Below are 21,861 nucleotides of genomic sequence, written 5' to 3'. Positions count from 1 at the left end.
AGGATATCTCATTATAATCAATTGAACTTACGACAATACATTATCACTGCTTCACCATTTTAATGGCTGCATTCACGGTTGCCCCAACCACTTTCACGGTGTAGATACCGGCTGGCAATGCTGAGACATCCAGCAACACGTCCCGATGGGAATCAAGATGATAGATGCGCTGATCATGCGTAACACCTCTCAACGAAACGATCTCAACCATCACACGCTCATCATCGCCCGGCACAACGAGAGTCGCTTCGCAGTCCACCGGATTGGGCGACAGACGCAAGGTCTGATCGGCTAACGAAGAAGTCAAAAGCAACGCCCCGTTTTTATCCAAATAAATGGTTTCGTCATATTGCCCCTGGCAAGCCACATCGGTGCGAATGGTCACCCGGTTTTCGCCGGCTTTTAATGCCACATCCACACTGGCCGATTTGGCAATTACCCATTCATCGTTTACCGACACATAATATTGATCTGCACCACTCAATTGATATTGAGCCTTGCCATTTTCCACAGCCACTTTCATCACCGTCAATTCATCGGGTTGCCCCACCACCACGGTGAAAACAACAGGATCGGCAGACGATTCAGACGAAACACTCACTCGATAAGTCCCAGGAGCCAGTGGTGACAGACGATAAGTACCTGTGGCGGTGCCGCTTTTGCTATACCCATCGGCAGTCACGGCAATGGTATAACTCCCGGAACGGGTGAAGGTCAATTCAATGACCCCATCATTGGCACCCCGGCATGAACAATCGACAGCCTGTACCTTAAAGTTGTTATTGCTCATGGTGAAATAGGCCGTCAGATCGCGAGCACCGCTCACCGTAAACGTATAAGCTGCATCCGAGGAGACAATGGTTCCATTTTCCATCCAATAAGCAAACGAATAACCTTCAGCCGGGGTGGCAGTGACTTTACACGAAGCACCAATGGCATAAACACCCCCACCCTTTACGGTTCCGCCTACGACCTGATTGGATACGAGGGTAATCATCGGGTCGGTGGGCAACGGTTTAGAAAAATCATCGTTGTTGGTGACATAAACATCACTGAGCACAATGGGGGTGCCACCCATCGACCAAAAACCGATGATGTAGATGTGTGAAGGGTCAAAGGCGATGGTCGTCTCGTTTTTCACAGAATTGGCCAGATTGATGACCGCCCGGGTACCGGAGCCGAAGTCTGCCAACACCGGCTTGGTCCAATAACTGCTCTCATCATAGGCACGGAACGATGCACCGCCGGATGTGGAGGAAGCCAATTTTGCCACCAGGTATTTGTAATTCGACAAATCGAGGCCTGCACTGTACTGCCAACCAGCAAAACCATATTTCCCGGTTACCACTGTTTTGGTGGCAGCATCAAATGTCCCGGTTTCGTGAATGGAGGGATTGAACAAGCCTGTTGCCAGGGGGAAATAAGAAGCTGCAACGGTCATCACGATGGATTTGGCCTCGCCCATGCCACCCTGATAGGTCACAGTCACCGTGGCATCACCATTGGACTTGGTGATTAATTGTCCGTTTTTGATGGCCACCACCGCAGGATTTGAAATGAGATAGGTCGCTTTGAGCGTAACATCTTCGGTATGACCATCCAAAAACTTGGCCGTCACCTTAAAGCTTTTGGCACTGCCGGTGAGCAGGTTCAGAGTAGTATTGTCTGTTGACAGTTCCGAAAGGGTCAATGTTTCTTCACTGTAACCTTTAAATGAATCATCGTAAAATGCGTTCTCCGAAAAAGCCTTTTCGGTCGAGAACCAATCCACATCCACATACCCACCCAAAGCTGAAGTGGCATAGTTAAAAATGCAGAAACGGTTGCCCACGAATACCGACAGGCTGTATTTCATATCCAAAGTCCCAACCAGGGTGTAAGTGACATCATCGGTGCTGTAATAAAAATCGGCCTTACTGGTGTTGTAATTGGCCACGGCACGGAGGTAAACCACATCATCCGCAATAGCTGCACCGGTTTGTAAGGTATTGGCAGATGAATTGAACCAAACGATGCTCTTTTGGCCATTGTCCATCTTCACACCCACATAAGCGTATGGATCCTGGAACACGGCCAATCCGGTGATGTCGCCATTCACCATGTTATCGAGGTGTAACTTTACTGTCCCGTACGACAGGTATTCATTTTTAGGGAAACCTAAGATGCGTTGGGTAATGGTATTTTTGGCAGTACGCAAATTGTCGGTAACGTTGGCTGTGTATAAGCGCAGAAAACCGGCACGTTTCACCAGTGACCACTTGGCATCGTCGGGATTGTGATTCCACTCCCACTGAGGCGAAAGTTTGTAATGACGGAAATTGTCGTTGGTGGGCAAAGCCGTTGCCGGATACACATTCCCCACGTTAGGCTTGGCATAAGTGGTCACACCCTTTCCGTTCACCCCCACCATGGGCCAGTTATCAACCCAGGTAACAGGCTGCAAGGTTGGCAGACGGCCATACGCCCCTTTGTCGGCAAAGAGAATGGTCCACCACTCGCCCGTTTGGGTTTGAATGAGGGGCCCCTGGTGGATGCGCTCGAAATTAAAGACCTCCTTTTCATCGTAAGTCCCAAAAACCGAAGTCGAACGGAAGGCCACCTGCGTGGCATACTGACCGCCGGTTGTGGCATAGATGTAATAGTAGCCATTGATTTTATACATATGGCACCCCTCAGTTCCGGTATTGACGATGCCGGCTTCCACATTGCCGAGGGACAAAGCCTCGTCCTTCACCACTTTAAAATCAGCATCCAATTGTGCGATGCGCAGGTTGGCGATGCCATAAACGACATACAATTTGTCATCATCATCAAAAAAAAGACCGGCATCATAAAACGACTTCTCCAATTTCCGTTTGGTCCAGGTACCCTCTGGATCGGTGGCAGTAAGCAGGTAACTGCCCTCATCGAGCGTATTGAAATGAAGATAATAAGTGCCTTTATGGTACTTTAAACTACTGGCCCACTGACCATGACTGTAACGATTGCACCCGTCGAGATTGTAACAATCAGACGATTCGATTTTCTCCAACGGATTGCTGCAATATTGCCAGTTGACCAGGTCGTAGGATTTCAAAATGGTAGCACCGGGAAAATGGTGCATGGTGGTGGTGGACATGTAATAGACATCGCCCACCCGAATCACGTCGGGATCTGGAAAATCGCCAAACACAACAGGGTTGGTAAAAGTTCCGTCACCGTTATCACTTGATGAACGGTAGGTAAAATCGGGGCGAGGGTAGTTAATTTTTGAATACTCCTCAAACCAATGATAGCAAGGCCAGGGACAAGCTTCGGGATCGTTGAGAAAGGTATAGGCTTCGCCGGCAGCAGGGGGTTCATTTTTAAATTTGGCCAATAGATGCGCATCGGTGAAGAAGAGCCAGCTCACGTTGCCCGTTTCGTCCATGATTTTCTTAAAGTTGGCACCAAACCCGACACCCCCGGCCACGCCGGTATATCCTTTTCCCCACGACGACTGATACATTTCATCAGCCCAATCCATCTCCGTCACCATGATGGGGGCAATGTCAGATACCGGTTTAATTTCCTCATCCCAAGCTTTTTTAAAGCCATCATAACCATTGATTGTAGAAGTATTCCCGCCATCGGCACTTCCAAACCATCCGGGATAAACGTGAATGGCATAACCAATGTCCTTCCCCTCAATGGGGTTGACGGCAAAGCCCTTGTACTTGGCCTGCCAGCCCAAGCCAGGAATCCAGAGCACATTTTGGGTGCCATTGGCTCGAATTTTATTAACGATGGGCTGCAGATACTCCTTGAGTTTATCAAAATGACCTTGCGAATTGTTGCCATAATCCCCGTTAGGGCCTTTGATGCGAATGGGCTCATTGGCCAATTCGTACATGATGGCAGGGTGGTTCTTTAATTTGGGATGTGATGAAACAATATCCCAAACCAACATCAAATATTGATTATAGCTATCCCCCACCTCAATCTCTTCAGGACTCACGCCCGGAGGTCGCATCACCACATAAAGACCTTTGGAAGCGGCATATTCGGCCATCGGAATAAACACTTGATCGAGATACGTCCGGAATCGGGCTTCACTAAAGCAATTGTGAGCTTCATGGTAATCGAGTTTACATCCGGGCTCGTTACTCCAGTACGGATCCATGTGCAAACGCATGAAATTCATTTTCCATCCGGCGGCCATAATGTCGTCAATCACCTTTTTGTTATAATTCAAACATCCGGCCACATTATAATTGGTCCACTTGGTTCCATTTTCATTAAAATAGGGACTATACGTTTGTGCAAAACCATGCAGGTTCACCACATTGCCATGGGGATCCTTGAGGAAACGCCCCTCCACATGCAAACGGGGCGTCGGGCTCCCAATCCAAGCATACACATCCATGGCGCTGACCGTTAGGAGAGCAACCATCAATAATTTCAACAACTTCCTTTTCATATGTTTATAATTTGTTTTTCAATGGCCATATGGAACTCGCCAATAGTCATCCCCCTGTGTATAAAAAGGCTAACTCATGGCTCGTTTCATATCATTCATGCATAAAATTTCAACTCAACACCCAAGACTCCTATTCATCCACTTTAAAAAACCGAATGCTCAACGGGTAATGCCACAACACCCCATTATTGGCTCTTATGGCAGCCATCACCACAAAAACAATACAGAGTATTGGCAGCACCAACAAGGGAAAGAACCCCGAGAAAAATGCCAATGGTGAAAGCAGGTGCGCGATGGAAAAAAACATCCCAAAAGGAATCAATAACATCACCGCCACAGCCATGTAAATGGCAAAACTGATCATGAAATTAAAAATGACCCTTCCGTGGCGATCCACATTGGGGTTATTATCTTTATTGATCAACCACAACACCAGCGGGGCAATGAGACCCAGCAAAGGATAGATGCACCCCGATAAAAGGGAGAGGTGCATCATCATCAGATAACTATTTTCGGCCATCCCAAACAAGGGAGCTTGCGAGGAAGCAAAACTCCCATTGAGCAGCTTCTCTTTCTCGCGTTCATATTCGGCCTCGGTGATCACACCGCGCTGAAACAAGTCATTCAATTTCTCTAATTCTTCGTATTTATTTTCCATCTGATTAAGGTTTATTATTAATTACGATACTCTTCCAAGCTCATTCTTTCTTTGCTATGCAAAGCGACTTCGTCCATTAGCCACATTATTCTTCCTCTTGAACTTTTGCACTCTTGTACTCTTGCACTTTTGCACTTTCTTCCTCAGACACTTTCCTCACTCAGGCACTTTCCCCCATTACATCACTCGATACACCCCAATAATAACATAGGGATCCTCGCCCGGTTGGAGTACCGGAAATCGGATGGTCCCCATAAAAACAGCATGATTGAGATAGTCATAAGGGCTATCGACAGGTGCTTCCAAATCGAGCACCGACTTGCAGTAAAAGTCATTGCCTTTGGCTCCGGTGTGAATCAATGCCCGGTTGATGACCTGAATCAAATGCCCGTCGTGGGTTTTGAGCAGATAACGGGCATAAAGCTCTGTATCGCCATCGGGGCGCACCAATTGCCAGTCCTCGCCCAGGGGCAACACATCCCCCTTGATTTTGGAGCCTGAGAAAGTGCCGCCGGTGATGGGGATGATGCGCCGTATGCCTCGTTTGCTCTCGCCCACAACAATGGTGTTTCCGATTTTCACGTTGGCTTCCCACATGAGCTCGGTTCTAAAATCCTTAAATAAATCCCCTGTCGTATCAATAGTTGTACTTTGGGCAACAAGGTTCTGGACAGTGCACAGCATCCATCCCAGGATGATTATTTTTAAATATCGTTTCATCACATTCATAAGCTTAACCATCCTCCAAGGAGGTTTTATTGATTTACAACATTATACACATCTGCAATCACCGGACTGCCACAAACGAAAGGGTTTGCCCCGGTCGGGTTTCAATATCAAATTCGAACGATGGATTTCGCGCCATCTCATTCAACGTGGCTTTTTCGGAAACCAAAGGGCGCCTGATGTCAGGAATTTCAAAAAAAGGATTTGGGTTCACGCCCGAGGCAGCGATCAGGACTTTGCCATTGGCCAACTTCAGATGATTGGGTAAACGCAGGCGCAGGTTTCCACCCAGTGACGATTTCACCACCAGCGATTGCACTTCACCAGCTTTCCACGAAAAGCTCACTTCAAAGCCGCCAACGGTTCTCAACCCGGAGATTTCTCCATCTTGCCATTCATCGGGCAAAGCCGGCAACAGATGCACGGCGCCATCGTGGCATTGCATCAACATCTCGGCAATGCCGGCCGCGCAACCAAAGTTGCCATCAATTTGAAAGGGCGGGTGAGCATCAAAAAAATTGGGATAAGTCCCGCCATTGGCACCACCATTAACAGGATCAACCAGGGTTAATTGATCCTTAATCAATTTCATGGCATGATTGCCATCGAGCAGACGCGCCCAAAAGTTCACCTTCCACCCCATGGACCAGCCGGTTGACACGTCGCCCCGATGCATCAAAGTAGTACGAGCCGCATCAAAAAGTTCGGGACTGGTAGACGGAGAAATCTGATTACTGGGAAAAAGGCCGTACAAATGCGACACATGTCGATGTTTGTCGTTGGGATTGTCCAAATCTTCCATCCATTCCTGCAACTGGCCATATTGACCAATTTGCATGGGAGGCAAACGATCGCGCATGGCCTTTAGCTCAGCAATATAATCCGCATCACGATTCAATAAAGTGGCGGCTTTGATGGTTTTTGTAAAAAGGTCAAACACAATCTGGTTGTCCATGGTGGCTCCGGCACATACAGAAGGGCGTCCGGCCGGATTGTTCTCGGGCGATACCGAAGGAGTCACCACCAACCACTTGTGAATGGGCTCCTCAACCAAAACACATTTGAAGAAATCGCTGGCTGATTTCATCACAGGATAAACGGCTTCGAGGTACGTTAAATCGCCGCTATAAAGGTATTTGTCCCACAAATGTTGTGTTAACCATGCGCCACCAGTGGGCCACATGCCCCAATAAGCACCGTCGACCAAACCGGTAATACGCCAGATATCGGTATTGTGATGCGCCACCCACCCCTGGCAGCCATACATATCACGCGCGGTTTGCCGGCCGGCTTGCGACAACTCCTTCACCATCTGAATCAACGGCTCGTGCATCTCGGAAAGGTTGCACTTTTCGGCCGGCCAATAGTTCATTTCGGTGTTGATGTTGATGGTGTACTTGCTATCCCAGGCCGGATCGGTGCTTCCATTCCAGATGCCTTGCAGGTTGGCCGGTTGGCCACCGGGTTGAGAACTCGAAATGAGCAAATAACGTCCAAACTGGTAATACATCGACACCAACTCGGGATCATGGGTTTGCGCAAAGTTTTTGATGCGAACATCGGTGGGCAAAGACGCCGCTGCCGAGGTGCCCAAATCGAATGCAGACCGTTTAAAGTACTTTTGATAAGCCGCTTGATGATTGGACAATAACTTTGGGTACGGCTTTTTTCCGCAAGCATCCAAATAAGCTTTGCATTTGGCATCCTCATCGGCGGTCAACGTCAGGTAATCGACAAAATTGGTGGCAATGGAAACCATAATAACCACCTCATTGGCATTCTTAACGCTAATTTGATGGCCTTCCATCGTGGAGGTACCCCCCTGAGGTATGACTTTGGCACGAGCATTGAATTTCACCTGACCGGCTACACCTTCGTGCGTTCCCGAAAGACCTGTCATTTCGAGAATATTGCCGGCCAATGCAGCAGATGTTTTTTGCAAGGGGCCACTTAATCCGGCAGTAAATGTGAGCATCCCGGGTTTATCGGCCGACAACTTAACCACAATCACCTGATCGGGCTGTGATGCGAACACTTCACGCTTGTAAGTCACATCGTTGACACGATAAGTGGTGGTAAAAACAGCCCTCTCGAGATCCAATTCACGGTAATAATCGGTATATCCCTCATGCCCGTTAAAAGCGAGGTTTAAATCACCAATCACCTGATATTTTGAGCCATGAAGCTGGGTCATCATATTTTGATTAATCAGCTTTTCGGCTTCAAAATGTTTTCCGTCAAATATCAACTGCCGCACCAGGGGCAATACCTTCAGGGCGTTGGGATTATCGTTGCGCAAAGGCCCACCCGACCAAAAAGTAGCTTCGTTGAGCTGAATTTTTTCAGTGGCTGGATTCCCAAAAACCATGGCACCCAATCGGCCATTACCAACGGGTAATGCCTCGTTCCACACGGTGGCAGGCTTATCGTACCACATTTTCAGTTTTCCGCCTTTTTGGCCGTGCAAAGCCACCACCCCCAGAAAGACCAACAGAGCCACATTCAGAAATCTCATAAACATACATTTAACGACCAATGGTCGATTGATACACACATCTAAAAAACTATTGAATAGCAGGTTCAAGCAACTGCGCCTCTAAAATTCGTTTCAAGGATTCATTCTGGCGAGCCTCGGAAAACTTGGGATTCACCACTTCGCCATTTTTATTCACCAACACATAATGCGGAATACCGGAAATATTGAATTTTGACGATAAATAATTCCATTCGTCGGGATTCACGCGATAATGCTGTCCCTTGATATCGGGAATCATCAGGTTCCAGGTATCAAGCGGGGAGCTATCGTTGGTGATGTACACGAACTCGACGTCTTTACCGGCCAACTCCTCTTTCACGCTCTTCATCTCTTCGATGCTGCTCCGACAGGGGCCGCACCAAGTAGCCCAAAAATCGACCACCACCACTTTTCCCTTATAGTTGGCCATCATGGCATCGAAAATCTTATCACTTTCGGTCTTAGGAGTTTCGTTAATCTTGTAGCCGGTTTTATGCTTGTTGGCTTCGATGCGGGCAGCAATTTCCTGCTGCATTTCATCACTACTCTTCAACAAGTACTGAGCAATAAAAGGAACCGAAAAGGCGGTATCAATGGCTTGTCGTTCTTCATCATTAAAAGGTCGTTGAGCGCTTTGAATGACTGAAAAGAAGCTATGCGATTTCATGAAATCCGTTGCCAATCCGTTATCCAAACCGAAGAATTTCTTCAAGTTTTGATCGACGATAATTTGATACCCTTTGATACTGATGAAGTTCAACAAATCGATGTGATCACCCACCACCGCAGGAAGACCTGCTGCTTGTTTCTTCCTTTCGTCATCATAACTTTTGCAATCAATCATCCCGTCCCAAAAGGCCAAATCAGCTTCGGTCAAGGTCACACCCCTGTTTTGCAACGAATCCTTGAAAGCCACCCATCGAAAATTCACAGCAGGACGAACATGATCGTGATACTGCAAACGGTTGATTAGAAAAAAATAATCATTAGCCACGAGTAATGACATGGGGTCATTCAATTCGTCGGCAGTCATGAAATCAAAAAATGCAGGAGCAACTTGTTCAATCTCCAATGGAATACTTTGACGCGGATTCGATATTTGATTCTTTTTCCGATAAGCCTGTTCCTTATTCATTTTGTAAGATAGAATATTGGTAAAGGCATTGAAGCGAATCGACATCTCCTTAACTTGATAAGTCTTTGAACTTACCGCATGGTTCGATGCAAATTGTTTCAATGCATCTTGCTCGCGTTTCATCACATCCAGGCAATAAGCTTTGTAATCGGCAGCGGACATGTCCAGCACTTTGCTCATCATATCGTTGAAATCGAAATACCGAAGGGTATCCATAGCGAGCAGCTCATTGTTTAAACGACCCGATTCGCCCATGTATAGCGACAAGCGACGACGAGTCCTATATTGCTCATAGCTTTGAAAGGGGGTGTTGTACTCGGCCAAGTCCATGCGATGAAACAATGTCTTGCCGGGTTCCAAATAAACGACTTCACGTTGATTGCTCCCAAATTCAAACATCATCTGTGTGGGATTCAGCAATGCCAGCCGACAACTGAAGCTGCCATCGGGAGCAATTTCTATTAACTGCTTTTTGTGCTGACCGGTGATCACATCCATATATTGCACCATCGCAGTTTTTCTAATTTTGGGATGATAGCCCACAATGAAACCGGAATAGGAGGCAGTATCGGGGGTAAATCCCTTGATGTCAAACTTATCGTCACTCTCCAATTCAGCCCCGACTTTACGGGTTTGAATGCGGCTGTACATCTGCATTTGTTTGGGAGAGGTGCCAATCAAGACGTTCTCTTTTTTAAAATTCAAATACAAATGAGCCGTTTCGTTGCCATTGCTCAGCTGCATCTGGTAGCCTTTGCCCATGGGGGTCACTGATTGGGGTTTCCAAACCCGATCGCGCCAAATGACCTGATTGTCGTAAAAAGTAAATGTCCATTGATTGCTGCCATCGGTAGTCAGCCAATCGCCATGCAAAGCAACCGGGATGGTGGGGACATAAGGCTTGCCACTGATGTCGAGGTCATAAATCTTCCACGACTCTTCCATAAAATCAATCTTTTCGATATTTTTATCAAGAGCAGGGAAATAGAGGGTGTATTGATTCAAGCCACTTTCAGGCGTCCAGTGTTGTTCGTTCATTTTGATGCCTTCGGCACGAACCACAAACAATTTATCGCCACCATTGCTATTTCGGATATAGGTTGCGGCAGATGACACCGAAATCCACCATTTGGGGAAATACCTCACTTCAAAATCGACTTTGGTGATGGTATCGTGCAATTCAATGCGGGTGATCTTCACATAATCGGCCGTGGTGGCGGCAAAACGTGGGTTTTCAATCACTTTTTGTGCCCACATGGTGGTGGACACGATGAGCGCAAGACTCAGGAATGCAAATGTTTTCGTCATAGAATAAGGATTTAAATTATTTAAAATTTAACCAATCGACTTCAATCCATTGGTCATGTGTGGTTTTCACAAACAGATTGTGAACCCCCGATTTAAGATTCGTTAAATTGGCCTCAACCAAAGTCCAATCGCTACCGGAAGGCACCTTTACTTCACCCAAAAGCGGGCCATCGATGCTATTGAGCCTGATTTGCAAAGTTCCCCCCTTGGGCGCGAAAGCCTTCAACTGAATGGTTTTGAATTGGCTGGTTCCAAAATCAACCGCATTGTATTGTATCCAATCCGAAGCGTGGTGAAAAACAGTTTTCCAACCCTTGAACACATTGAGCGAATCGACAAACTCAATTTTCGCACTGCTTCCGCCGATGGCGCTGTAGCGATCGATCTCAATGGTGGCATTGGCCGGGGTGATGCCCACACCCCGACGCGACGGGAGAACCTTCCGAATGGTTCCATCGGCATTGAAAAAGAGGCTGTCAATACAGATGGAGCGGTTCTTGTCGAAATTGGGTGAATATTCGTTTTGATGATAAAACAGATACCACTGATGGTTGTAGTGCACAATGGATTGATGGTTAGTCCAGCAATTGAGGGGCGATTCGTCCATGATGACGCCTGTCATTTCGAAGGGGCCCATGGGATGTTTGCCGATGGCGTACTCCAATCGCTCAATGTTGTTTTCGACATGCGGGAAAGTGAGGTAATAAAGTCCGTTTCGCTCAAACACGAAGGGTCCTTCCTTTAAGCCCTTATCGGGCAAGTTGGCGATGATCAATGGCTCCGAATCGAGCTCCAACATATTGTCTTTCAGCTTGGCCACATAAATGTTTTGCATCGACCAGTACAAATAAGCCTGTCCATCTTTGTCAATGAACACATTGGGATCGATGCCCCTCACGTTTTGAATGGGTTCGGACTGAGGAACAAAAGGCCCTTCGGGATGATCGGCAATGGCCACGCCGATGGAAAATCCTTTTCGACCGGTGGCATCCACCACGCGATTGTTGGCAGGGAAATAGAAGTAATATTTGCCGTTGCGTTCCACACAGTCGGGTGCCCACATGCTATACGAGGTCGAATCGCCCCATAGGACATCATTTTGGCTGACAATCACGCCATGGTCGATCCATTGCGTGAGGTTATCGGATGAAAAAACATGGTAATCTTCCATGCAAAACCACCCCGGACGTCCCTTGCCTTCCTCAGCCAAAATATCGTGTGAAGGATAAACATACATCCTGCCATTGAAAACCCGTGCCGTAGGGTCAGCCGTGAACTGATCGCGGATGATTGGGTTTTGGCTCAGGAGTGCAATGGTGCACCCCCAAGCCATTAACCATAGGCCAAATTTATTTATTCCCATTTTTATTAGGTATCAATATCATTGATTCACCACACGTTTATTGGGCGATTCATCCATAAACAAGTACGACTTTTTGAACCCGCCAAAATCGACCACAATTTTCTCGAACACCACACCCGGATCCAAGGGGGAGAGCGTCAACACCTGCATGCCATCGGCCGAAGCGGGGACATCCAACTGCACCGTTTTTTCAATGACGCGGCGTGCCACGGTAGGATAGAAAATGGAGTAGATGTTTTCAGGCTTCTCGTTCAGGTTGTTGTTGAAGTTGACCACCTGAGCTGAACCACCATCAAAGCCAACAGAATAACGATGGCCATCGAGATTTTTAAATGCCAGGGTCGATTTCACCACCACATGCACCTTCACCTGGCGAACATCGGCGGGCAATTGCATTTTATAGGAGATGGAGGCGCCATCAACGGGCTGCGAGTAAGGCATCACGGCCACCCCGCTCAGCGTGCGTCCCAAATAGGGAATCACAGTCCACTGCGCCTTGGCTGCATCTTTTTTGGAGAAATAATGCTCTGCTTCCATAGATACATAACCATTGGCGGGAGTAAACACATAGTTTCCAACGGCCGATTCTGGATTCTCCATTCGGTAGATTTGCGGAAGCTGATTGGCAGGGAAGTTATCGTTCCACGAAGTGTAGCCAATTTTTTTCTGAATCATCATGTTTTTCCACTTGCCGCCCGACATCACATTGTTGTAATCGTACTCCAACTCGGCGTCACGTCTAAAAGTACGCTCCACATTGTCGGCCCACAGGTTGGCTTGGGGGTTTTTCTCGGCAAACAGCTTGTGGTTCATGGCCTGTGAGTAATACATCTCGTAAAGATTGGCCATTGCCTGCACGGGAAACAGAATTAACTGCTTGTAAGCATCGCGACACTCGGGTTTTAACGACAGGTATTGACGCAACGCTTCTGCTTCAAGCTTGAGGTATTCGTCCGACACCATTTTCCACTCGCCGGTTTCGAGGTTGTAAGTGTCTTTATCAAGCATTTCGGCGGTAACACGACCATTGTACTTGCTGTAAAGGTTGAGGATTCGCATGGCCTCATCGGCCTGGTCGTCACCAAACTGTTGTGCGCAAAATTTTCGGGGATGATCCAGCAGATTGTTAACGGTGTAGCGCTTGGGCTCCCATGCCATGTCCATGAACAAGGTGATGGGGTATTCCATGGGTTTGATGTCGCCCACATTGAGCACCCAAAGTTTGTCAACGCCATAATCGTAGGTGAGTTGCAACTGTTCCCACATGTGCTGAATGGGGGTTACGTTGAGCCACTTGGTGTTGCGGGGCGCACCCACATAATCGACATGGTAGTACATACCCCACCCGCCCGGATGTTGGCGTTCTTTTTCGTTGGGCAAGCGGCGCACGTTGCCCCAGTTGTCGTCGCAAAGCAACATGATCACATCATCGGGCACACGCATGCCGGCATCGTAATAATCGAGCACTTCTTTGTACAACGCCCAAATTTGAGTGGTTTTGTTGGCCGGCTTCTTGGTAACGTCGGCAATGATTTGGCGCTGGTTTTTCACCACACGTTCGAGCAGCTGCACATCGGTTTCGTCGGACATGGCCTCATCGCCATCACCGCGCATGCCAATGGTGACAATATCTTCGGTGCTTTTCATACGCTCAATGCCATCCCTGAAAAACTGATCGATGACTTTTTGATTGGTGGCATAGTTCCATGCGCCGTGTTCCTTACGCTTACGCGTCCACTCCTGATGGTTGCGCGCCATTGGCTCGTGGTGAGAAGTGCCAATGATCACACCCATCTCGTCGGCCACTTTACCGTTCATGGCATCATCGGCATAAAAGGACCAATTCCACATGGCCGGCCACAAATAGTTACCTCTTAAACGCAAGATGAGTTCAAACACACGTGAATAAAAACGGTGGTCGCCATAATCGGTGCCGTAAGTATGTTTGACCCAACCGGTGAGACAAGGCGCCTCGTCGTTGATAAAGATGCCCCGATATTTCACTGCCGGTTCGCCTTTAGTGTAGATGCCCGGCATCACAAAAACATTTTCCTTTTTGGCTACCGGCACGTCAGCCCACCAGTACCAGGGTGAAACGCCCATCTGTTCCGACAGGTCGTAAATGCCATAGATGGTGCCCCGCTTGCCGCTACCGGCAATCACCAGGGCACTCTCAACACCCGGCATGGGATTGGCAATGGTTGTGATGATGAACTTTTCCCATTTGCCTTTTAAGGCCTTGGCATCAATCAACTTTTTGGCCACCAAACCGTCAATCAACGGGCTTTTGCCGATGGTTCCGGCGATAATGACCTGTTTGGCGCCGGGAGCTTTATTTTGAAACACAGCAGGTTTCAACCCTGTAACCTTGAAGATGTCCTCCTGAAGATCATTCACAGCGCGAATGACGCCCGGGAAATCGACAGAACTGAGCAACAAAGGTGTTGCCTCGTTTCCTTGTTTGATAGCAAAATAGCCGTTGGCTTGATGCTCCGACACGTACTTCACCTCTTTCATCGGCTGAGCAAACATGGCCGCAAAGCAGAATAATGCCAAAACAGAAGTCATTAATTTTCTCATATATCAAACTTTAAAGTATATTCCAGTAATCCCTTCTTCACAATGCAAACCAGTCACCTCACAAGCGACATCTTCCTATCGATTTCATGAACATCACATCGACCGCAAATTGTGAACATGCACATTCTGAAAAAAAAATTAAATGCTTGTTAAAATTACACAGAAGCAACAAAGCCGACTTCCAAAATCAGACATTTAATTTCTAAAATCAGACACATCGAACAACACCAACCACATGAAAAAGTGAGCATTAATAAATAGACGAAAAGAATCATCGCATCCGACGCGCTTCTGTGACCACAAATTGAAATGGATCACGCTGAGAGGATATGCGTGCACAAAAACGGAGATTGAACCTTCATCAACAATTCTTATCCGGAAACACCATATTCATCAATCAGAGAAACATCTTCGATGGTCACAAAAAAATCCACTAAAACCATACTTTCATGGCTTTAGTGGATCGTTAAAAAAAGGATAAGCAGCAATATGAATTACAAGTCAAATGAATTCACAGAACAGGTGGATGCTATAAACCAAAACCTCCAAACGCAATCACTCCGATACAATTTCGAGCACCGTGACCGACTGAGGCTGCACCGTTACCGACACATTGCTGCCCGTTAAACTTGCGTTAATGGATGTAGGAGCAACATTGTTAGGGTTGTCAAATGTGTTAACAGCATCAATGGCCGAAGCATACAGCGTTTCCCCCTTCACATCCTTGATGGTTTGCTCATCAAACGAGAGATCCAACGAAGCGTTGTTTTTGGGGTCGATATTGGTGATGGCCACGTAAATTTTGCCATCTCTTCCTTTGGCAGCAATGGCATCCACACGCGGCAATTCAATGGTTCCTTCTTTATAAAAGCCTTTATTGAAATTGATTGGCAAACGCGTAGCATCCTGAAAAGGCACGTACATGCGGAAAGTGTGATAAGTGGGTGTGAGCACCATCTTCTCACCTTCGGTCAGAATCATGGCTTGCAACACATTGATCATCTGGGCAATGTTAGCCCCTTTCACCCGCTCGGCATGACGAATAAAGATGTTGAAATTCAAAGCCGCCAACACAGCATCGCGTTGTGAGTTTTGCTGTTGCAGAAAACCGGGATTGGTCCCTTCGGTGGGTGCATACCAGGTGCCCCACTCATCCACCATGATCGACACTTTGTGTTCGGGGTCGAACTTATCCATGATGGCGCGATTGTCGCTGATAAATTTGTCCATTTCCAGAGTTTCCTTAATGACTGCTGCGTATCCCGATTCGTTGAAACCGGTAGCAGGAATCACTGCCGGCCAGCCGCCACGCGTGTACATGTGCAACGAAAGCCCTTGAATATCCCAGGTCCAGGTTTTCTTTGCCCAGGCCTCCATGATGGCTTCGGGATAGCCAAAGCTGTATTCATCAAACGAGTCGGGGCCCACCGCAACAAACTGAGTATTGACGTTGGCATTGTAGTTATTGGTAAAAGTGGCAAACTTTTTAAGCTCGGTGATATATTCCTGCGGGGTAAAAGGACCGCCGCATCCCCACACTTCGTTGCCCACGCCCCAAAAGGCAACATCGTAGGGGTCGGGGTGACCGTTTCGGGCACGCTCGAGAGCCAATGTCGACCCTGAAGCCGTGAGATACTCCAGCCAATCAGCCGATTCCTGCACAGTACCCGATCCCACATTGGCCGAAATAAAGGCTTCGGAACCAATTTGAGAAATGAAATCGAAATATTCATGCGTGCCAAAGGTGTTGGCTTCGGGACTACCGCCCCAGCTGACATTGATGCGACTTTTGCGTTCCTCGGGTGCACCGATGCCATCGCGCCAGTGGTACTGATCGGCAAAACAACCGCCCGGCCAGCGCACGTTGGGCACTTTGATGGCCTTTAAAGCTTTCACCACATCATTACGAATCCCGCGGGTATTGGGGATTTCCGATTCGGGTCCCACCCAAATGCCGCCGTAAATGCCCGTGCCCAAATGTTCGGCAAACTGGCCAAAGATGTGACGGTTGATTTCAGGGCCACTTTGCGTGACGTCGACGGACATTTTTACGACATCCTCATTCTGAGGAGGTTTTGGGGTGCACATGGTCAACATAAATGCCAACACCAAGGCTCCATTGAAAGCAATTCGCTTTTGAATACTCATTCGTTTCTTCATACTATTTCAATTTATACTATTTCAAATCAATCATCAAACGACAAATCAACAATCAATGTCGTTTAGTTAAGAGAAAAAGATGTCAGACGAAGAGACAGATGATGAGATGAAAAAACAGATATTTAGATCCGTGAACTTCGTCTCTTCAGTCTAATCTATCTGTCTTTAGTCTCATCATCTTCTTGTCTCTTTTGTGAATCGCACTAACTTAACGACATTGAATCAACAATCCATATCGTTTCCTTAAGAGAAAAAAGAGTCCTTGCGAAACGTACATCACCGGCCATCAATTCAACAGGTTAGTGATCTGCTTGCGAATTTCACGTAAAACAAAACCTGAGCTTCGCGATCAGGCACTTTTTCAGTTATTGAATTTACACCCTAACAAAAGGCCACGACTTCGTTACTATTAATTCGCATTAATAATAAACTCCACACGTCTATTCTTCTGCCGACCTTCGATGGTCTCATTACTTGCGATTGGATTGTTCTCACCATGTCCTAGAAATGTCATTCTCGAACCATCTATTCCACATTGAAGCATATAAGTCATGACAGATCTTGCTCTTTCTTCTGATAATTTCTGATTGAATTCTTCACTCCCAACATTATCAGTATAACCAAAAACTGCAATTGTCTTATCAATATTCTTGGATAAATAATCGACTAACTTATTAAGCTCAGAATAAGACGACTCCAACAATGAAGCACTATTGGTTTCAAACAGTACATTCCGAAGAACAATCGATTTATTTTCTTCAATTTTCAATTGAACTTCCGTGCATTCATAAAACTTAATACAGTCCAATCCAAAATCATTACCATGTAAATGTGGATTTTGACTAACGATGCGAACGACAGCATTTTCTTCATTTCCAGAGTTCCACAATACTGAAAACTGTTCCCATTTGTGTAATTGATTTGGACAATGAAAAGGCTTGTCTAATAGTTTCCCATTGATAGAAAATTGTAAAACGGCAGGAGGTCCAGTACTGACATTTAAGGTATTGACCCAACAGGAGAAAAAATAGTTGGTATTCTTTTTAACATTGATGAGTTGTTTCCAAACAGTTTTATTTACACCTGCGGCACCATCTACAGCCATAAAGAAGCCATCTCCCTTACCACGGAAATATTCATTTGAAAATATTGCAGCATCCGTAACGATTGAATAATGACCGGCTCCCTCCGATTTATGATATAGATAATCAGATGCAAACGATTTATTTCTTTCTTCAAAATCTCCATTCACAACCAAGTTTTGCTCAGATGTAATTGATCCCGCCGGACATTGAGAATACGAATAACAACTGAACATCATCAATGGAATACACAAGTATTTTTTCATTCTTATTTCAATTTTGCTAATTGCAGAACGATATCTACGAACCATTAAATATTAATCTTGCTTAAAACCGACAATGAATCTGAATCATTATTTTGAAAATTGCCACCAGTCGAAGTCGAACAAATCTTTTTCGCCTTTGAATACGAAATAGACATCGTGTACACCGCTCAGGTTGGAAACGGGTGCCGAAACGGTTTTCCACTTACCCCCTCCGCCTTGTGGATCAACGATGATTGTTGCAACCACGGGATCGTCGATTTTATCGATTCGGATTTCGATTTTACCGCCATAAAGGGGCGAAACCATTGCCTCGACCAATTTGGCGCCCGAAGAGAAATCAACGCTGCGTACGATCAGATAATCGCCATTCTCGATTTTGGTCACATATACGCCGGTTTGACTGTTGCCTGCCGTTTTCACCCCTTCACTCCAGGCAATGGTTTCGGCTTCTACTCGTTTATAAGGATCGAGATTGGCCACACTTTGGGTGATGCCGGTTTTGGTTGGGGTAATCAGGGGGATACTTCCGTCAGCATTATAAGCAAATTGCTCCACGCTTGTTGAACGTTTAAAGCCTTGCCCTTTCGACAATGAATGGTCGTGATAAAAGAAATAGGAATTACCCATAAAATCAATAATGCCGGCATGGTTGGTAAACGCCAAATGATCGGCACGTTTCATGATGTGCCCACGATACGTCCAGGGTCCCATGGGCGATGTTGCGGTGGAATAGGCAATGTATTCGGGAATGCCTTCAGCAGCATACACCATATAAAACAAACCATTGCGCTTATAAAACCAGGGGCCTTCGGTGTAAGTGGTGCCTGGCTTTCCATCGCGACCGGTTTTGGCTCCAAAGGCTTCGGCAGTCATTTCGATGGAGACGATGCCGTTATCGCCAATGCTTTTGTCGTACGACACCATATCCTCATTGAGCTTCACATACCATAAACTGGGGTTTCCCCAATAGAGGTAAGCCTGCCCATCATCGTCGATGGCCACCGTGGGGTCAATATCCTGCCAAAGATGATCACTCTCGATGAGTCGTTTGCCCAGAGGGTCACGAAACGGCCCGGTAGGGGCATCGGCCACCAACACCGAAATGCCTTCACCGTGAATGGGCACATACAAGTAAAACTTGCCATTACGTTCGATACACTGCACAGCCCATGCGCCATTGGTTTTATCGAGCCATTTAAAGTTTTTGAGCGAAGCCACAGCGCCATGGTCAGTCCAGTTCACCATATCTTTCGACGAATAGCAGCGCCAATCGTACATGGTAAAGAAGTTGTTAACCGTAGAGTCTTCGTCGTGCGATGTGTACAGGTACACCGTACCATCATGCACCATGGGCGCCGGGTCGGCCGTGAAATAAGTTTGAACAATGGGGTTTTGTGCCTGAATGGCAAATGTCCCCAACAACAATGTCCCCATCCAGGAGAGTTTCGAAAAGAGGTTCATATATTAATGTTTTTAATATGATTCAGAGAACGAATTGTGATTTTATATAGAAGCAGAGAGATAGATAAACGCTGAGGCGCTAATCGACGCAGTCGCTTGGCTATACCAAGAAAGGCGCTGAGTTTATTTGTAACGACTTGCGTTTAAATAAAAAAACAGATAACCCCAGAGGAGTTAGATAGTTGTAATAAAGTCGCTGAGATGATATCTATTAAGACTTGAGTCGGATAAATTTCGCTTCCCAAATCGGCATAACAAGATCATTCAGAGGAGATAACATCATCAATCAGTTCAGCGATACTTGTTTTGAAAATGAAACCAGACACCAACCATCACTTCCTTTTATCAAGAATTATGCGAGCAGCATTAAACCCGATCGCAATAAAAATCAGGATGATTCCAATTTTCAAATCATCCCAATTATTATTGACAATCATAGAGGCACCGATGTTACCCGCATATTGGGGGCGTTGAGTGAAAAAAAATTGAACAATATTTCCTACCATAAATCCTAATCCGGAGAAAATAAACACCTTATACAAGATCTGCAACAATTCACCGATGTCATTTTTTTGGAACATCGGCTCTTTATTGATGAACTTATCCCTTAAAAAATTAATAACCATCATGACCAGATAGGCGATAATGATCACGAATATCAATTTCATAAACAAAGAGGCAAAGCCATTTGAAAAAATGCCATTCATACTAAACATTTGATTTTGATCCATTATAAAAATTACTAATGTGAACATGATTTAACAAATACAAGAAGGGTTCAGCAACCGACTTGCTTCACACAAAAAAATACATTTCATTATCCGTTGAAACCACCCGAAATAACAGTTAAGCAAACTCAACGTCAAACAAGCACACCTATATCATCAGAACAACACCCAATATTGACATACAAGAAATTTGATAATCCATCATGTGATGCAATACTTAGAAATTGAGAATTGTAATCCGGTTCATGGCTTCGCGAACAGACAGGTTCCTATCATTTAAATACCAATTGTGCATATTGATGCAACGATCGTCGCCAGGTGTGCCACTCATGTGCAGTTCCCTGCGATACATAAAAGACATGGCGAATACCTTGTTGCTCTAACATGTTTCGAAACGCACCGATAGACTTAGGAAAGACAGGCTCCTCTTTGGTGCCCACGCCCAACCACAGCAGCTGCAACTGTTGATTGACCCACGAGCCGTTTTTGAATTTCCCGTCTAAAAAAGTATCCACATCAATGGGCTGGGCACTGGGGTAATTGGCCGTGCCGCTAAAACCGCCATACCATGCAAAGTGATCCAGATGATTCATGGCGATGCGCATGGTTTGATTGGCTCCCATCGAGAGTCCGGCAATGGCACGATGATCACGATGGACAACAGTCCGAAATCGGGAATCTATCAAGGGAATAATCTCCTGCATCATCACCTCTTCAAATACCGAAGCAGGACGGGCATTGCCATCGGCACTCGCAAGGGGTTTAAAGGCATAACCATTGTCCATCACCACAATCATGGGCAACGCCTTGTGGTGGGCAATTAAATTATCGAGGATTAAGTTGGCCTTTCCCTGACCGATCCATCCGGTTTCGTCTTCAAAACTACCATGTTGTAAATACAGAACTGGATAACGCATGTTGGCATCGGCCTCATATCCCGGCGGGGTGTAAACAAAACAACGCCGCATCAACCCCGTGTGTTTCGAAAAATAGTTCAGCTCGCTGACCAAGCCGTGGGGCACATCCTGCAACGCGAAAATATGGCTGTCGTCAGCAGGTATTTCAATGCCACTGCCCCATCGACCGGCACCGTAAAAATATCTTGAGCCCGGATCGGGCACCGAAGCACCATCGACATTCAACTGATAGTAGTGAAACCCGGGATCCTGGGGCGCCGACTCCCCTGTCCAAAGGCCGTTGCCATCTTTCACCAGGTTGTTTGTCACTCCGCCAATGTCGAGCTGCACCATTTTAGCGTCGGGTGCCGATATTTGAACACGCACACACCCTTGTGAATTAACCTGCGGGTAAAGTTTGCCGGGTTGGTTCACTTCCGATGGTTTAAAATCGTCGTTCACTTTTGCTGTTTGCGCAAAAGTGATGTTGCCCATCACCATCGCAATGGCCATGGACAAAATCTTTAAGTTATTTACTATCATCA

Annotated in this window: 12 protein-coding genes; all 12 read right to left on the bottom strand. The window is 46.4% G+C overall.

What is annotated here, in order from left to right; translation table 11 throughout:
* Positions 1–43 precede the first annotated feature (43 nt).
* The 12 genes from LX69_RS07610 to LX69_RS07555 all read right to left on the bottom strand — a co-directional run bounded on the left by LX69_RS07610 (position 44) and on the right by LX69_RS07555 (position 21,859).
* Positions 44–4,438, bottom strand: a complete 4,395-nt coding sequence (locus LX69_RS07610) for a family 43 glycosylhydrolase (RefSeq protein ID WP_111445232.1) — start codon at positions 4,436–4,438, stop codon at positions 44–46.
* 130 nt (positions 4,439–4,568) lie between these two features.
* Positions 4,569–5,096, bottom strand: coding sequence for a DUF4870 domain-containing protein (locus LX69_RS07605; protein WP_111445231.1), 528 nt, complete (start codon positions 5,094–5,096; stop codon positions 4,569–4,571).
* A gap of 177 nt (positions 5,097–5,273) precedes the next feature.
* Entirely contained in the window at positions 5,274–5,816 is a 543-nt protein-coding gene (locus LX69_RS07600) for a DUF3237 domain-containing protein (RefSeq protein WP_221621307.1), read from the bottom strand.
* Positions 5,817–5,883: 67 nt separating this feature from the next.
* Positions 5,884–8,337, bottom strand: a complete 2,454-nt coding sequence (locus LX69_RS07595) for a glycoside hydrolase family 95 protein (RefSeq protein ID WP_111445294.1) — start codon at positions 8,335–8,337, stop codon at positions 5,884–5,886.
* A 49-nt stretch (positions 8,338–8,386) separates the two neighbouring features.
* Positions 8,387–10,780, bottom strand: a complete 2,394-nt coding sequence (locus LX69_RS07590) for a thioredoxin-like domain-containing protein (RefSeq protein WP_111445230.1) — start codon at positions 10,778–10,780, stop codon at positions 8,387–8,389.
* 16 nt (positions 10,781–10,796) lie between these two features.
* Entirely contained in the window at positions 10,797–12,143 is a 1,347-nt protein-coding gene (locus LX69_RS07585) for a family 43 glycosylhydrolase (protein ID WP_111445229.1), read from the bottom strand.
* A gap of 18 nt (positions 12,144–12,161) precedes the next feature.
* Positions 12,162–14,723 (bottom strand): glycosyl hydrolase 115 family protein, encoded by a 2,562-nt coding sequence (locus LX69_RS07580; protein ID WP_111445228.1) that lies wholly within the window; start codon positions 14,721–14,723, stop codon positions 12,162–12,164.
* Between the two features lie 555 nt (positions 14,724–15,278).
* The gene (locus LX69_RS07575) at positions 15,279–16,883 is read right to left on the bottom strand and encodes an alpha-N-arabinofuranosidase (protein WP_111445227.1); all 1,605 of its coding nucleotides are present in this window, start codon (positions 16,881–16,883) and stop codon (positions 15,279–15,281) included.
* A 409-nt stretch (positions 16,884–17,292) separates the two neighbouring features.
* Positions 17,293–18,231, bottom strand: a complete 939-nt coding sequence (locus LX69_RS07570) for an OmpA family protein (RefSeq protein ID WP_170124285.1) — start codon at positions 18,229–18,231, stop codon at positions 17,293–17,295.
* A gap of 87 nt (positions 18,232–18,318) precedes the next feature.
* A complete protein-coding gene (locus LX69_RS07565) occupies positions 18,319–19,692 on the bottom strand; it encodes a glycoside hydrolase family 43 protein (protein ID WP_111445225.1) in 1,374 nt (457 codons plus the stop codon).
* A 332-nt stretch (positions 19,693–20,024) separates the two neighbouring features.
* A complete protein-coding gene (locus LX69_RS07560; protein WP_111445224.1) occupies positions 20,025–20,447 on the bottom strand; it encodes a hypothetical protein in 423 nt (140 codons plus the stop codon).
* Positions 20,448–20,692: 245 nt separating this feature from the next.
* Positions 20,693–21,859 carry an alpha/beta hydrolase-fold protein gene (locus tag LX69_RS07555; protein WP_185741703.1) on the bottom strand — a complete coding sequence of 389 codons (1,167 nt, stop codon included), beginning with the start codon at positions 21,857–21,859 and terminating at the stop codon, positions 20,693–20,695.
* Positions 21,860–21,861 lie beyond the last annotated feature (2 nt).

The organism is Breznakibacter xylanolyticus, from assembly GCF_003254275.1.
Lineage (GTDB): Bacteria > Bacteroidota > Bacteroidia > Bacteroidales > Marinilabiliaceae > Breznakibacter > Breznakibacter xylanolyticus.
This window is presented reverse-complemented; position numbering and strand designations above follow the sequence as displayed.